We start from the raw sequence: 13681 nt of genomic DNA, 5'->3' as shown, positions 1-13681 counted from the left end.
GCACTTCCCTGTGATGGCTATTTTTTTGTGCTGATTAGGCGGGCGAGCATAAATTTTCGTCCTCTCAGGTATTCCGCGCGGAGCAGTCGCTAGCGCTGATAAAACCTAAGCCACTGTGTATAGCAAAAGCAGGTTAATGAACTGCTCTCTGCATTGAGCAAGATTGAGGCGAGTGCTTGGGTGGCGCAAGAGTTCGGAAGGTGTTCCCCCGTGCTTTTCCAACTCGGAAAATAACGTGCTCATTATTAGTCTTGCACGGTGGTGTCATCACGTGCGAGCTCACGCTCAATCTGCTCAATGCTGGGCAGGCTGGTTTGCAGCTCTGCCGGTAAGGACTCCACTAATTGATATTCGGCCACGCCAATGGGGCGGGCGTTATCACGCAGGGCATATTCGGCCACTACCGTGTTCTTGCTCTTGCATAGCAACAGGCCAATGGTCGGGCCGTCCTGCGGATGTTTGAGTTGGGCATCCACGGCGGCGAGGTAAAAACCCAGTTGCCCCAAATGCCCGGGTTTGAACTTGCCAGCCTTGAGTTCGATCACCACATAGCAACGCAGCTTGAGGTGATAAAACAGCAGGTCGATGAAAAACTCGTCACCGCCTACGTCCAGCAGCACTTGCTTGCCGACGAAGGCAAAGCCTGCGCCCAGTTCCAATAAGAAATCGGTGACGTGCTTCACCAAGGCGTTTTCGATCTCGCGCTCCAGGGCATCAAGGGTTAGGCCGAGGAAGTCGAAACGGTAAGGGTCTTTCAGTGTTTCGCGGGCAAGGTCGGATTGCGGTTTAGGCAACTGACTATCGAAGTTACTGACTGCGTTGCCGCTGCGCTCCAGCAGACGGGTTTCGATCTGCATCACTAAAATGTTGCGCGACCAGTTGTGCTCGATAGCTTTGGCTGCGTACCAGCGGCGGGTTTCAGGGCTGGACAGTTTGTCCAGCAGCGCCAACTGGTGATACCAAGGCAATTGTGCAAGCACCCCTTGCACAAATTCCGAGTCCGGCCAAGCTTCGGCAAATGCGCGCATGTACTTCAGGTTACGTGGCGAAAATCCTTTCATATCCGGAAACGCCGCACGCAAATCCTGAGCCAAGCGGTCGATCACCTTGGTTCCCCAGCCCTGTTGGGCCTGGCGGGACAAAATATCCTGCCCGATCTGCCAATAGAGCAGAACCAACTCGCGATTCACCGCCAGCGCGGCGCGCTGCTGGGCATTGTGGATGCGGCTTTTGAGGTCGATCAGCCAATCACCGTAGCCTTCGGGGGGCGTGGTCAGGCCTGCGGGGGTGTCGCTCACGCTTTTGTCCTTTGAGCTCTTTCGGCCGAAGGCTAGACAGCGCATTTATCAGGCGCAAGCGGGTTTGGCTTCCCAGGAAGTTTCCTTCAGAAGAAAGCGAAGCGGCTTACTTTTAGGTTTCTATCGCTGATAGAGAGAAAGGTTGCTGCACTGCTGAAGCTGGACAGGAGACTTTTCGACAGGCATTAAAAAGCCGGCTTGTGGCCGGCTTCTCGGGGACTGGCTTGGTTCATTTTTGGTAAACCGCGCCAGCCTTCAAAACGTACACCCGGATCTTGCGTCCGGCTGTGGGACTTGGCGAGAAAATCATCTGCCTTGTCGGTGCGATCAGCGCCGCGGGGCGGGGTGATCGCAAATGTGGGGCGCAGCATACTGATTTTTTTGGGGGATTCCCAGTAGGAAGTGCAGGGTAGAGCGATTGCGCTGATGTGTAGCAGTTGCCGAAGGCTGCGTTCGGCTGCGCAGCAGTCGTAAAACCATAATTTGCGGTGTCCAGGGAAGACCGCGATTGACGGGTTTACGACTGCTGCGCAGTCGAACGGGGGCAAGCCCCCTCGCTACAATGGATTGCATGCGTTACAGGAACGGCACCGGCGGCCGTCGCTTGTTCAGCGTTGAGCACCAGAACACCCAGCCCAATACCCGAATGTTCTGTTCCTCGATCTGCGCCGCCCGAAAAACCTCATCCGGATACTCGGCGCTGTTGTGGCTGCGCAATCGCAACCCGTTCCCCGGCATTCGGTGCAGGTATTTGATTCGCAACATGCCGTCATGCTCGATCGCGTAAATCTCCCCGTCGATGATCTGTGTCAGGCCGCGATCGATGGCCAGGGTTGAACCGTCTTCTATCTTCTCGGCCATGCTGTTGCCGATCATGTGGGCGCAGATGGCGTCTTTATGGTCGATTTCCAGGGCGTCGAGATAGCTGCGGGGCAGGCGGATGGGGTGGCTGTTGTCTTCGATGACGTGGGTTTTGCTGGAGCCGGGCGTGACAGGCATTTCTTTGTAGAAGGACAGCTCGACATCGGTGGGTTCGACGACGGTATAGACGCCTCGGATGGCCTGGGCGTCGTAGGTGTTGGCAGACTCGTCGAACAGGCACAGGTCTTTGGGGCCTTCGGCGGCTTTGAGCCAGTTGCTGTTGACGGACAGCTTTCGGGCGACTTCTTCCATGCAGTGGGCGGGCACACCGCGGGTGTACCAGTTGTGGACGTTTTGCGGCGCCGTGTTCAGGAATTCGGCGAATCCTGTTGTCGAGATGTTCGCCGCTTTGAGCAGCGCTTTAAACCGTGGACCGCTAGTGTTCTTTTTCATGAACGCGAGTTTACGGGCGCGGGGGAGGGGTTTGAATAAACGAACCGTTCAAATTGAGCGGGAATTTTACGACCGGATGTAAGACGTTTTTCGGGATTTTTAAACAAGAAAAAACCAAACAGCCAGTCAGTTAAACGCCTTGTTTAAGTCGCCATTTGTCGGCGCCCACAAAAAACCCCGGATCAACCGGGGTTCTTCTTGAAGCTTAAAGCTTGCAGCTTAAAGCTTGCAGCTTAAAGCTGGCTTCAGCCCTTGTAGGCAGCAACCGACTTCATGATCTCGGTGCGAGCGGCTTCGGAGTCGCCCCAACCTTCGATCTTCACCCATTTACCTTTTTCGAGGTCTTTGTAGTTCGCGAAGAAGTGCTCGATCTGCTGGATCAGCAGTTGTGGCAGGTCGCTGCATTCCTTCACGTCGACGTACAGCTGGGACAGCTTGTCGTGTGGGACTGCGATGACTTTGGCATCGCCGCCGCCGTCGTCGGTCATGTGCAGGATGCCGATTGGACGGGCGCGGATCACGGAACCTGGGGCAACCGGGTAAGGGGTCACGACCAGCACGTCGAGGGGATCACCGTCGTCAGCCAGGGTGTTCGGGATGAAACCGTAGTTGGCCGGGTAGAACATCGGGGTAGCCATGAAACGGTCAACGAACAGGCAATCGCTGTCTTTGTCGATTTCGTACTTGATCGGCGCGTGGTTGGCCGGAATCTCGATCGCGACGTAGATGTCGTTCGGCAGGTCTTTGCCAGCCGGAATCTTGCTGTAGCTCATTGGGCGGTGCCCCCGTTAGTTGACCAAAAACACTTGGCCGGATTGACCAAAAAGTGGCGGCGATTATAGGCATATTCCGCCACCGTTGCTATGTGCCAGAGGTCGTGTAGACCTTAGTCGTGTGCCTGATAGACCGGGTTCTCGGCCAGAAGTTGCTGCAGCCGGGCCAGCGGGTCCTGGCGGTAAAACAGCTGCAACTGCTCGTAGACCTGTGGATAAGCCTTGTGCAGCAAATCCGGGGCGCTGAAGAAGTACTCGCTGGTGACGGCGAAGAACTCCGCCGGGTTCTCGGCGGCGTAGGGGTCGATGGCGGTTTCGGTGTCCGGATGACGGTCAAGTTTCCGGTTGAGGTCATCGTAGGCTTGTTGCATGACCTTGGCCCAGTCACTGACGCGCATGTCGGGGTGCAGCGGCGGCAGGCCGTTCGCATCGCCGTTGAGCATGTCGAGTTTGTGCGCCAGTTCGTGAATCACCAAGTTGTAGCCTTCCCAGCCGCCGCTGGCCATGACGCCGGGCCAGGCCAGGATGATCGGGCCTTGCTGCCAGGCTTCGCCGCTGTGTTCGCCGTCCCATTCGTGTTCGACGCCGCTGGCATCGCGATGACGCTGGGGGCTGAGGAAGTCGTCGGGGTAGAGGACGATTTCGTGAAAGCCCTGATACCAGTTCAGATCGCCGAGGTTCAGCAGCGGCAATTGCGCCTGGGCGGCGAGCAGCAGGCGTTGCTCCTGATGGAGTTCGACGCCGGGCAGGGCGGTCAGGTGTTTGTCTTCCAGAAACAGCACGCTGGCTTCACGCAGCCACTGGTCCTCGGCGGCGCTGATGCCGTCGAGAAAGCTCAAGTGCTGGCGCACCCGCTGCCACATGTCGTCGGCAATCGGGTGCCTGGCCAGGATGCGCCGGCGACGCCAGGCGCTCAGGGACCACATGGGGGGCTTAGCGGGTTTCGGCTTTGGAGCTCGAACCGCCGAAGCGGCTGCGCACGACGCCGATGATCATCGGTACCAGCGACAGCAGGATGATGCCCAGCACCAGCAACGACAGGTTTTTCTTGATGAACGGGACGTTGCCGAAGAAGTAGCCGAGGGTCACCAGGCCGCCGACCCACAGGATCGTGCCCAGCACACTAAAGAAGAAGAACCGCGGGTAAGGCATCCGGGCGATGCCGGCGACGAACGGTGCAAAGGTGCGGATGATCGGCAGGAAGCGCGCCATGGTCACGGTTTTGCCGCCGTGCTTGTCGTAGAAATCGTGGGTTTGTTGCAGGTAGTCGCGGCGGAAGATTTTCGAATTTGGGTTGCTGAACAGGCGCTCGCCCGCCGTGCGTCCAATCACATAGTTGGTGCTGTCGCCGAGGATCGCCGCCAGCATCAGCAGGCCGCCCAGCAATACCGGGTCCATGCCGCCACCGGCCGCGACGGCGCCGGCGATAAAGAGCAGGGAATCACCCGGCAGGAACGGCATCACCACCAGGCCGGTTTCGCAGAAGATCACCAGGAACAGAATGGCGTAGATCCATGGACCGTAATTGGTTACCAGCATGTCGAGGTACACATCGAGATGCAGGATAAGGTCGATCGGGTTGAAATCCATGGGGGGCACCTGTGGTGATGGTCCGGCTCAGCAGACCTGTGCATATGACTTCGTGTAAGACTACATGCGGGTGTAGTTTTTCTTACAAGCCGGGAAGCTCGGGATTATACGGCGGGAATAGTGAAAAGCGCGTCGAGTTTGTAGCGGGGGATGTCGCGGGTAATCAGTGGCCGACAGGCTGCACACAAATCCTTGTGGCGAGGGAGCTTGCCCCCGTTGGGGCGCGAAGCGGCCCCCTGCAATCCTGGGAGTGCCGCAGCGTCTGGATTACGACGGCTTCGCAGCCGAACGGGGGCAAGCCCCCTCGCCACAAAAGCGCCCTCGCCAAAGACCAGGCCACGCCCCGGTGTTGTTATAACTCGTCGCTAATCGGCAACACGTAGTTCTTGAATTCGGTGTCTTCCTTGAAGCCGATCGACTCGTAAGTCTTCTGCGCCACTTCGTTGTTGCTGCTGGTGGAAACGCGCATGCGCACGGCGTTGGTTTCCTTGGCCATTTTCTTCGCGGTGCGAATCAGGTTGTCGGCCACCAGTTGGCGGCGGGCGTCTTCGGCGACGTAGATGTCGTTGAGGATCCACACGCGTTTAAGCGACAGCGACGAAAAGCTCGGGTACAGCTGACAGAAACCCATCAGTTTGTTGTTGTCGTCATCGGACAGGGCCAGGTAAATCACCGATTCCTTGCGACGCAGGCGTTTTTCGAGGAACGCCCGGGACGAGTCCGGGTAAGGCAGGGAGCCGTAAAACTCGCGGTATTTGACGAATAACGGGGTCAGCAGGTCCAGGTGTTCGAGGGTCGCTTGAATAATCCGCATGGTAGGTCTCGCTTCAAATGGCTGGCTTACGTGCGTGACGGCGATGGGAAACCCCTGGCGGCCGTGCGTCGATCCTGCCTGAAAACGAATCAGAAACGCAATGCGGAAACGGTTCAGGCATCCGGCGGGCTGAGTAGGAAATTTCCTTTCATGTCCGCCCCAGCGTCCGACTCCAGTGTCTGAACCTGGGCTTCGTCCTTCAGATTGACCCCCGACAACTGCCGCCGACAGGCTTCGCGCATCAGGTACAGCAAGCGGTGCGCCGCCATGCCGTAACTGAGGCCTTCCAGTCGGACATTGGAGATGCAGTTGCGATAAGCATCGGTCAGGCCAATCTTTGGATTGTAGGTGAAATATAAACCCAGACTATCAGGAGAGCTGAGCCCAGGGCGTTCACCAATCAAGATCACCACCATTTTCGCGCCCAGCAACTCGCCGATTTCGTCGGCCACCGCGACTCGACCTTGTTCCACCAGGATCACCGGCGCCATGGACCAGCCATCCGCCGCAGACTGTTCCTCCATGCGTGTCAGAAACGGCACGGTATGGCGATGAACCGCCAACGCCGACAGGCCATCGGCGACCACGATCACCAAATCCACGCCGCCCGGATGGGCCGAGGCGTAATCACGCAGGGTCTGCGCCGACTCGTCGCTCAACTTGCGCCCCAGATCCGGGCGCTGCAAATAACTGTTCCGGTCCGTGGCAGCGCTGTGCAACAGCAGACTTTCCCGGCCGCACTCGGCCAGTTGCGCGCTGAGCCCGGCGTGGTCGAACGGCAAATGCACAGCATCCCGGGCCTGGGCGTGGGCGAACTGGAAATCCAGTTGTGCCTTGGTTGGCATGCTGGTGCCGGTGCGGCCCAGGGCAATGCGCGCCGGGGTCAGGCGCCGCAGTTCAAGCCACGGGTTCTGCGGATCGACGGGTGGTTTATCCATATCAACACTCATCCCAGTTGCGCCAAAGCCTGGCGGAAGGCCGGCGGCAGGTTGTTGCCGAAGTGAACCTTGCCGTCGGCCTGGGTAAAGATGCCCATGTTCGCCAGCCATTGTTCGAACTCCGGCGCCGGTTTCAAGCCCAGGGTTTGCCGGGCGTAAAGGGCGTCGTGGAACGAGGTGGTCTGGTAGTTGAGCATGATGTCGTCGGAGCCGGGGATGCCCATGATGAAGTTGATCCCGGCCACGCCCAGCAAGGTCAGCAGGGTGTCCATGTCGTCCTGGTCGGCCTCGGCGTGGTTGGTGTAGCAGATGTCGCAACCCATCGGCACACCGAGCAGCTTGCCGCAGAAGTGGTCTTCGAGGCCGGCGCGGATGATCTGTTTGCCGTTGTAGAGGTACTCCGGGCCGATAAATCCTACGACGGTGTTCACCAAAAACGGCTTGAAATGTCGCGCCACGGCGTAAGCCCGCGTCTCGCAGGTCTGTTGATCGATGCCGTGGTGGGCGTTGGCTGACAGTGCGCTGCCCTGGCCGGTTTCGAAATACATCAGGTTTTGCCCGAGGGTCCCGCGATTCAGGCTCAAACCGGCGTCGTAGCCTTCCTGCAATACGTTGAGGTTGATGCCGAAACTGGCGTTGGCCGCTTCGGTGCCAGCGATCGACTGGAACACCAGGTCCAGGGGCACGCCACGGTTCACCGCTTCGATGGAGGTGGTGACGTGGGTCAGCACGCAGGCCTGGGTCGGAATGTCGTAGCGCTGGATGATCGCATCGAGCATTTCCAGCATGGCGCAGATCGAGGCGATGCTGTCGGTGGCCGGGTTGATGCCGATCATCGCGTCGCCGTTGCCGTACAGCAGACCGTCGAGAATGCTCGCGGCGATGCCGGCGGGTTCGTCGGTCGGGTGATTGGGTTGCAGGCGTGTGGATAAGCGCCCGCGCAGGCCCATGGTGCCGCGGAATTGCGTGACCACGCGGATCTTCTGCGCCACCAGCACCAGGTCCTGCACGCGCATGATCTTCGACACGGCGGCGGCCATTTCCGGGGTCAGGCCGGGGGCGAGGGCGCGCAAGCTCTGTTCGTCGGCGGCATCGCTGAGCAGCCAGTCGCGAAACCCGCCGACGGTGAGGTGGCTGACCACGGCGAAGGCTTGTTTGTCGTGAGTGTCGATGATCAGTCGGGTGACTTCATCGGCCTCGTAGGGAATCAGTACTTCCTGTAGGAAGTGTGTCAGCGGGATGTCGGCCAACGCCATTTGCGCGGCCACACGCTCGCCATCGTTGAGCGCGGCGACGCCGGCCAGAAAGTCCCCGGAACGCGCCGGGCTGGCCTTGGCCATGACGTCCTTGAGGCTGTCGAAACGGTAGGTCTGGGCGCCGACGGAATGGGCAAATGCGGCCATGGGACGGGGTCCTCCTGATTAAAAGTGTGACCCGTAGGAGCGAGGCTTGCCCGCGAAGAACGATGACGCGGTGAATCTGTCGGACCGCATTATCGTTCTTCGCGGGCAAGCCTCGCTCCTACGGAGCAGGGGTGCTCTCAAATAGGGCATTGAGCCCGGCACCGGTGCAACTCAGATACCTTCGAGCATAGCGTCTGCCGGCGCGTCGGCGCGCTGCTTGGCGGTCAACTGGAAGTACAGATAACCCGCCGCCATGAACCCGAGGAACACCAGGCCAATCACCGTGTTGAACCACGCCATCGCAATCAAACACACCACCGCCAGAAACAGCGCGATCCCCGGCACAATCGGATAGCCCGGCGCGCGGAAGGTGCGTTCCAGGTTCGGCTCGGTTTTGCGCAGTTTGAACAGGCTGAGCATGCTGATGATGTACATCACGATGGCGCCGAACACCGACATGGTGATCATCGCCGCTGTCAGGGTCATGCCTTGCAGGTTGACCAGGCCATCGCTATAGATCGCGGCGATGCCGATCACGCCACCGGCCAGGATCGCCCGGTGCGGGGTCTGGAAACGCGAGAGTTTGGCCAGGCCTTTGGGCAGATAACCGGCGCGGGCCAGGGCGAAGAACTGTCGCGAATAACCCAGAATGATCCCGTGGAAACTCGCCACCAGACCGAACAGACCGATCCAGACCAGCATGTGCATCCAGCTCGAATTGTTGCCGACTACGGCTTTCATCGCCTGGGGCAGCGGATCGTTGATGTTCGACAGTTGGCGCCAGTCGCCAACGCCGCCAGCCATCACCATCACGCCGATAGCGAGGAACACCAAGGTCAGGATGCCGCTGACGTAAGCCTTGGGAATCGTGCGTTTCGGGTCCTTGGCTTCCTCGGCCGCCATGGCCGCGCCTTCGATGGCGAGGAAGAACCAGATCGCAAAGGGAATCGCCGCAAAGATCCCGGGGATCGAGGCCATGGTGAATTCGTTGGAACCCGACCAGCCGTTGAGCACGAAGTTGCTGAAGCTGAAGCCCGGCGCCACTACGCCCATGAACACCAGCAATTCGGCAACTGCCAGCACCGTGACCACCAGCTCAAAGGTCGCGGCGATGCTGACGCCGAGAATGTTCAAGGTCATGAATACGAAGTAGGCGCCGACCGCCGCAATCTTCGGGTCCAGTTCCGGGTACTGCACGTTGAGGTACGCGCCGATGGCCATGGCAATCGCCGGTGGCGCAAAGACGAACTCGATCAGGGTGGCGATGCCGGCGATCAGTCCGCCTTTTTCGCCAAATGCCCGTCGGCTGTAGGCAAACGGCCCGCCCGCGTGGGGAATCGCGGTGGTCAGTTCGGTGAAACTGAAGATGAAGCAGGTGTACATCGTCGCCACCATCAGGGCGGTGACGAGGAAACCCAATGTGCCTGCGGTGCCCCAGCCGTAACTCCAGCCGAAGTACTCGCCGGAAATCACCAGGCCGACGGCAATGCCCCATAAATGCAGGGTGCCGAGTGTGGGTTTGAGCTGTGTAGTAGAAGTCATAAGTCCTCTCTATTTTTTATTGTTTGATCGGTTGGACTTTCGGGTGTGGCGGTGCAGCAGGCACGCAAAGCCCGTGCCAGAGCGGCAGGGCGATGATTTACGGTGTGTTTGAGGGCGTCATCGCGAGCAAGCCACGCTCCCGTAGGAGCAAGGCTTGCCCGCGATGGCCGTTACGCGGTCCCGCGTCGGGTTTAGAAGAAGCCCAACGGATTGATGTCGTAGCTCACCAGCAGGTTTTTGGTCTGCTGATAGTGATCGAGCATCATCTTGTGGGTTTCACGCCCGACGCCGGACTTTTTGTAACCACCGAACGCGGCGTGCGCCGGGTACAGGTGGTAGCAGTTGGTCCACACACGACCGGCCTTGATGGCGCGGCCCATGCGATAGGCGCGGTTGATGTCGCGGGTCCAGAGGCCGGCACCCAGGCCGAACTCGGTGTCGTTGGCGATGGCCAGGGCTTCGGCTTCGTCCTTGAACGTGGTGATGCTCACCACCGGGCCAAAGATTTCTTCCTGGAACACGCGCATTTTGTTGGTGCCCTTGAGCAGGGTCGGCTGGATGTAATACCCGGTCGCCAGGTTGCCCTCGAGTTTTTCCACCTTGCCGCCGGTCAGCAGCTCGGCGCCTTCGCCCTTGGCGATTTCCAGGTACGAAAGGATTTTGTCGAATTGCTGTTCGGACGCCTGGGCGCCGACCATGGTGTCGGTGTCCAGCGGGTCGCCACGTTTGATCGACAGGACTTTCTTCATCACCACTTTCATGAAGTCGTCGTAGATCGATTCTTGCACCAGTGCGCGGGACGGGCAGGTGCAGACTTCGCCCTGGTTGAAGAAGGCGAGCACCAGGCCTTCAGCAGCTTTCTCGATGAAGGTTTCTTCGGCTTGCATGATGTCGGCGAAGAAGATGTTCGGCGACTTGCCACCCAGCTCCACGGTGGACGGAATAATGTTTTCGGCGGCGGCGTGCATGATGTGCGAGCCGACCGGGGTCGAGCCTGTAAACGCGATCTTGGCGATGCGTTTGCTGGTGGCCAGGGCTTCGCCGGCTTCTTTGCCGAACCCTTGCACCACGTTCAGCACGCCGGGTGGCAGCAGGTCGCCGATCAGTTCCATCAGCACGGTGATGCCCAGCGGGGTTTGCTCGGCAGGCTTGAGCACCACGCAGTTACCGGCGGCCAGGGCCGGGGCGAGTTTCCAGGCGGCCATCAGGATCGGGAAGTTCCACGGGATGATCTGCCCGACCACGCCCAGGGGTTCATGGATGTGGTACGCCACGGTGTTGCCGTCGATCTCGGCGGCGCTGCCTTCCTGGGCGCGGATGCAACCGGCGAAGTAGCGGAAGTGATCCGCCGCCAGCGGGATGTCGGCGTTGAGGGTTTCGCGAACGGCTTTGCCGTTGTCCCAGGATTCGGTGATCGCCAGCAGTTCCAGGTTCTGCTCGATGCGGTCGGCGATTTTCAGCAGCACCAGCGAGCGCGCCTGGGCGGACGTGGCGCCCCAGGCATCGGCCGCCGCGTGGGCAGCGTCCAGGGCTTTGTCGATGTCTTCGGCCGTGGAGCGTGGGAATTCGGCAATCGGTTGGCCATTCACGGGCGAGGTATTGGTGAAGTACTGACCTTTGACAGGCGCGACGAACTCGCCGCCGATGTAGTTACCGTATTTGCTCTTGAACGAAACGATAGCGCCTTCAGTACCGGGGTGAGCGTAACGCATGGTGAGTTCTCCTTGGCTTTGTACTTATTAGAGAGACGCGCATGTGCGCTTGCTATAAGCGTAGAGCAAAGGTTGGGCCATTGCCTTGCAGGGCAGGCAAATCAAGGCCTTGCGCGGTTTTTGTCGGACAGGCGGGTGGTGCCTGTGACGGTTTCGGTACAGCTTGGGTGACAGTTTGTACCGCTTGTGGCACAGCGAGTGAGGGGGTGGCCTTGCCAGCATTGCAAAGCACGCCGACGTGGAGGATGCTCGACCTCAACGCGCTGCAGGGTTCGTGGACCCTTTCGGGGAATAATAAGAAATGCACGACAACCATTTGAGTCGCCATGCCCGGCAAGTCCTGACCGTTACCCAGGGCAAGTCGCACCTGCACGGCCCCGGCAGTGATCCGTCGATTGCCCGTTCCTGGCTGCGTTGTCTTGAGGACTATCACCTCGACCCGGCCCTGACCATGGCACCCACGGTGCTGGAACATGGGCGCGTGCTCGAAAGCCGCGAACGCTTGCAGCAAGTGCTGCACATCGCCGGCAACGAAATGACCAGCCTGCACCAGCAGCTTTCCGGCGCCGGCCACGCGGTGCTGCTGACCGATGCCCGTGGGGTGATCCTCAACTGCGTCACCGCCCCCGCCGAACGCAAGATTTTCGAGCGTGCCGGGCTCTGGCTTGGCGCCGACTGGAGCGAAGCCTGCGAAGGCACCAATGGCATTGGCACTTGCCTGGTGGAACGCCAGGCGCTGACCATTCACCAGGATGAACACTTTCGCGGCCGCCACACCGGCCTGACCTGCTCGGCGAGCCCGGTGTTCGACCCCCACGGCGAACTGCTGGCGGTGCTCGACGTGTCCTCGGCCCGGCATGACGTCTCGCGCCAGAGCCAGTTCCATACCATGGCCCTGGTCAACCTCTCGGCGAAGATGATCGAGAGCTGTTATTTCCTGCGTTACTTCGACAATCAATGGCTGCTGCGTTTTCACCTGCAGGCCGAGTCCGTCGGGCTGTTCAGCGAGGGCCTGTTGGCGTTCGATGGCGAAGGGCGGATCAGCGCGGTCAACCAAAGTGCGTTGAACCTGCTCGGGCATATTCGCGGCGGGTTGCTGGGCAAACCGGTGGAAGCGCTTTTCGATTGCTCGCTGGATGAATTGCTGGGGCGTGCCAGTGTGAATGCCAGCGCCAGTTGGCCGCTGCGCACTCGCGATGGGCGCAGTCTATTTGCGCTGCTGCGGGGTCAGCCTCGGAGTATTCCGGTGCCGGTGGTGCCAAGTCCGATAGTGGCCGAGCGTCCGCGCTTGTCCGGCATTTGCCTGGGCGATGCCGCGTTGCAAGAGGATTTCCGCAAGTCCCTGCGCGTATTCGAACGGGACGTGCCGCTGCTGATCAATGGCGAAACCGGCTCCGGCAAGGAAGCCTTCGCCAAAGCCGTGCACCAGGCCAGTCAGCGGGCGAACAAAGCCTTCGTCGCCCTCAACTGCGCGGCCATCCCGGAAAGTCTGATCGAAAGCGAACTGTTCGGCTATCGCGGCGGCAGCTTCACCGGCGCGCGCAAGGAAGGCATGCGCGGCAAGTTGCAGCAGGCCGATGGCGGCACGTTGTTCCTCGATGAGATCGGCGACATGCCCCTGGCTTTGCAGACTCGGCTCTTAAGAGTTTTGGAAGATCGCCAGGTAGTGCCGATTGGCGGGGAACCGGAGTCGGTGAACGTCAGAATTATCAGCGCGACCCACCGGAATTTGCTGGATCGGGTGCGGGACGGCAGTTTTCGCGAGGACTTGTACTACCGGCTCAATGGCCTGGAAGTGGCATTGCCGGCCTTGCGCGACCGCAGCGACAAATCCCAGTTGCTGGATTTCCTGCTGGCGGAAGAGGCGGGCGGGGAAGCAGTGCTGATTGATCAACCGGCACGGGAAGCCCTGCTCGGTTTCGCCTGGCCGGGGAACGTGCGGCAGTTGCGCAATGTGCTGCGGACCTTGGCGGCGTTGTGTGATGGCGGGCGGATCGGGTTGGAGGATTTGCCGGCGATGATTCGCCAGGTGCGACCGGTGGTGGCGTTGGTGGTGGAAGAGCCGTCGGAGCATCCGCTGGACGATGCCGAGCGGCTGGCGTTGCTCAATGCGTTGGAGCAACAGCGTTGGCATATGACGCATACGGCGGAACAGCTCGGTGTCAGTCGCAATACCCTCTATCGAAAGCTGCGTAAACACGGCATCGCCCGCTCTGCCTGACTGATCGTTCCTACGCTCTGCGTGGGAATGCCTCAACGGACGCTCCGCGTTCGGCTGTGGATGGGACGCGGAGCGT

Annotated in this window: 11 protein-coding genes; 1 reads left to right on the top strand and 10 read right to left on the bottom strand. The window is 60.0% G+C overall.

From position 1 onward, the window contains the following. Positions 1 to 245: 245 nt before the first annotated feature. The 10 genes from ACY4LX_RS29795 to exaC all read right to left on the bottom strand — a co-directional run bounded on the left by ACY4LX_RS29795 (position 246) and on the right by exaC (position 11384). The gene (locus ACY4LX_RS29795; protein WP_463258572.1) at positions 246 to 1298 is read right to left on the bottom strand and encodes a PDDEXK nuclease domain-containing protein; all 1053 of its coding nucleotides are present in this window, start codon (positions 1296 to 1298) and stop codon (positions 246 to 248) included. A 576-nt stretch (positions 1299 to 1874) separates the two neighbouring features. After that, on the bottom strand, positions 1875 to 2612 hold the full coding sequence (locus ACY4LX_RS29790) for a S24 family peptidase (RefSeq protein ID WP_463258571.1): 738 nt from the start codon (positions 2610 to 2612) through the stop codon (positions 1875 to 1877). 245 nt (positions 2613 to 2857) lie between these two features. Beyond that, positions 2858 to 3385 carry an inorganic diphosphatase gene (ppa, locus tag ACY4LX_RS29785; RefSeq protein ID WP_054052377.1) on the bottom strand — a complete coding sequence of 176 codons (528 nt, stop codon included), beginning with the start codon at positions 3383 to 3385 and terminating at the stop codon, positions 2858 to 2860. A gap of 113 nt (positions 3386 to 3498) precedes the next feature. Beyond that, on the bottom strand, positions 3499 to 4311 hold the full coding sequence (locus tag ACY4LX_RS29780; protein WP_149660912.1) for a M90 family metallopeptidase: 813 nt from the start codon (positions 4309 to 4311) through the stop codon (positions 3499 to 3501). Positions 4312 to 4318: 7 nt separating this feature from the next. Further along, positions 4319 to 4975, bottom strand: coding sequence for a DedA family protein (locus ACY4LX_RS29775; RefSeq protein ID WP_463258570.1), 657 nt, complete (start codon positions 4973 to 4975; stop codon positions 4319 to 4321). 352 nt (positions 4976 to 5327) lie between these two features. Further along, on the bottom strand, positions 5328 to 5789 hold the full coding sequence (locus ACY4LX_RS29770; protein ID WP_034148104.1) for a GNAT family N-acetyltransferase: 462 nt from the start codon (positions 5787 to 5789) through the stop codon (positions 5328 to 5330). A gap of 113 nt (positions 5790 to 5902) precedes the next feature. Further along, on the bottom strand, positions 5903 to 6727 hold the full coding sequence (gene eutC, locus ACY4LX_RS29765; RefSeq protein ID WP_463258569.1) for an ethanolamine ammonia-lyase subunit EutC: 825 nt from the start codon (positions 6725 to 6727) through the stop codon (positions 5903 to 5905). A gap of 8 nt (positions 6728 to 6735) precedes the next feature. Continuing rightward, on the bottom strand, positions 6736 to 8130 hold the full coding sequence (locus tag ACY4LX_RS29760) for an ethanolamine ammonia-lyase subunit EutB (protein ID WP_149660909.1): 1395 nt from the start codon (positions 8128 to 8130) through the stop codon (positions 6736 to 6738). 171 nt (positions 8131 to 8301) lie between these two features. Then, positions 8302 to 9672, bottom strand: a complete 1371-nt coding sequence (eat, locus tag ACY4LX_RS29755; protein WP_149660908.1) for an ethanolamine permease — start codon at positions 9670 to 9672, stop codon at positions 8302 to 8304. A gap of 191 nt (positions 9673 to 9863) precedes the next feature. Then, entirely contained in the window at positions 9864 to 11384 is a 1521-nt protein-coding gene (exaC, locus tag ACY4LX_RS29750; RefSeq protein ID WP_054052388.1) for an acetaldehyde dehydrogenase ExaC, read from the bottom strand. Between the two features lie 301 nt (positions 11385 to 11685). On the opposite strand from exaC, the gene ACY4LX_RS29745 reads away from it, so the two are divergent. Further along, on the top strand, positions 11686 to 13605 hold the full coding sequence (locus tag ACY4LX_RS29745; protein ID WP_463258568.1) for a sigma-54-dependent Fis family transcriptional regulator: 1920 nt from the start codon (positions 11686 to 11688) through the stop codon (positions 13603 to 13605). Positions 13606 to 13681 lie beyond the last annotated feature (76 nt).

This window comes from Pseudomonas sp. Emmai (assembly GCF_055179735.1).
Note: the sequence above shows the minus strand (reverse complement) of the source record. Positions and strands in the feature narration are given on the sequence as shown.

Excerpts from the sequence above, each read along its gene's own strand:
- ACY4LX_RS29790 (WP_463258571.1), bottom strand. The coding sequence starts at position 2,612 with ATGAAAAAGAACACTAGCGGTCCACGGTTTAAAGCGCTGCTCAAAGCG.
- ppa (WP_054052377.1), bottom strand. The coding sequence starts at position 3,385 with ATGAGCTACAGCAAGATTCCGGCTGGCAAAGACCTGCCGAACGACATC.
- ACY4LX_RS29780 (WP_149660912.1), bottom strand. The coding sequence starts at position 4,311 with ATGTGGTCCCTGAGCGCCTGGCGTCGCCGGCGCATCCTGGCCAGGCAC.
- ACY4LX_RS29775 (WP_463258570.1), bottom strand. The coding sequence starts at position 4,975 with ATGGATTTCAACCCGATCGACCTTATCCTGCATCTCGATGTGTACCTC.
- ACY4LX_RS29770 (WP_034148104.1), bottom strand. The coding sequence starts at position 5,789 with ATGCGGATTATTCAAGCGACCCTCGAACACCTGGACCTGCTGACCCCG.
- eutC (WP_463258569.1), bottom strand. The coding sequence starts at position 6,727 with ATGGATAAACCACCCGTCGATCCGCAGAACCCGTGGCTTGAACTGCGG.
- ACY4LX_RS29760 (WP_149660909.1), bottom strand. The coding sequence starts at position 8,130 with ATGGCCGCATTTGCCCATTCCGTCGGCGCCCAGACCTACCGTTTCGAC.
- eat (WP_149660908.1), bottom strand. The coding sequence starts at position 9,672 with ATGACTTCTACTACACAGCTCAAACCCACACTCGGCACCCTGCATTTA.
- exaC (WP_054052388.1), bottom strand. The coding sequence starts at position 11,384 with ATGCGTTACGCTCACCCCGGTACTGAAGGCGCTATCGTTTCGTTCAAG.
- ACY4LX_RS29745 (WP_463258568.1), top strand. The coding sequence starts at position 11,686 with ATGCACGACAACCATTTGAGTCGCCATGCCCGGCAAGTCCTGACCGTT.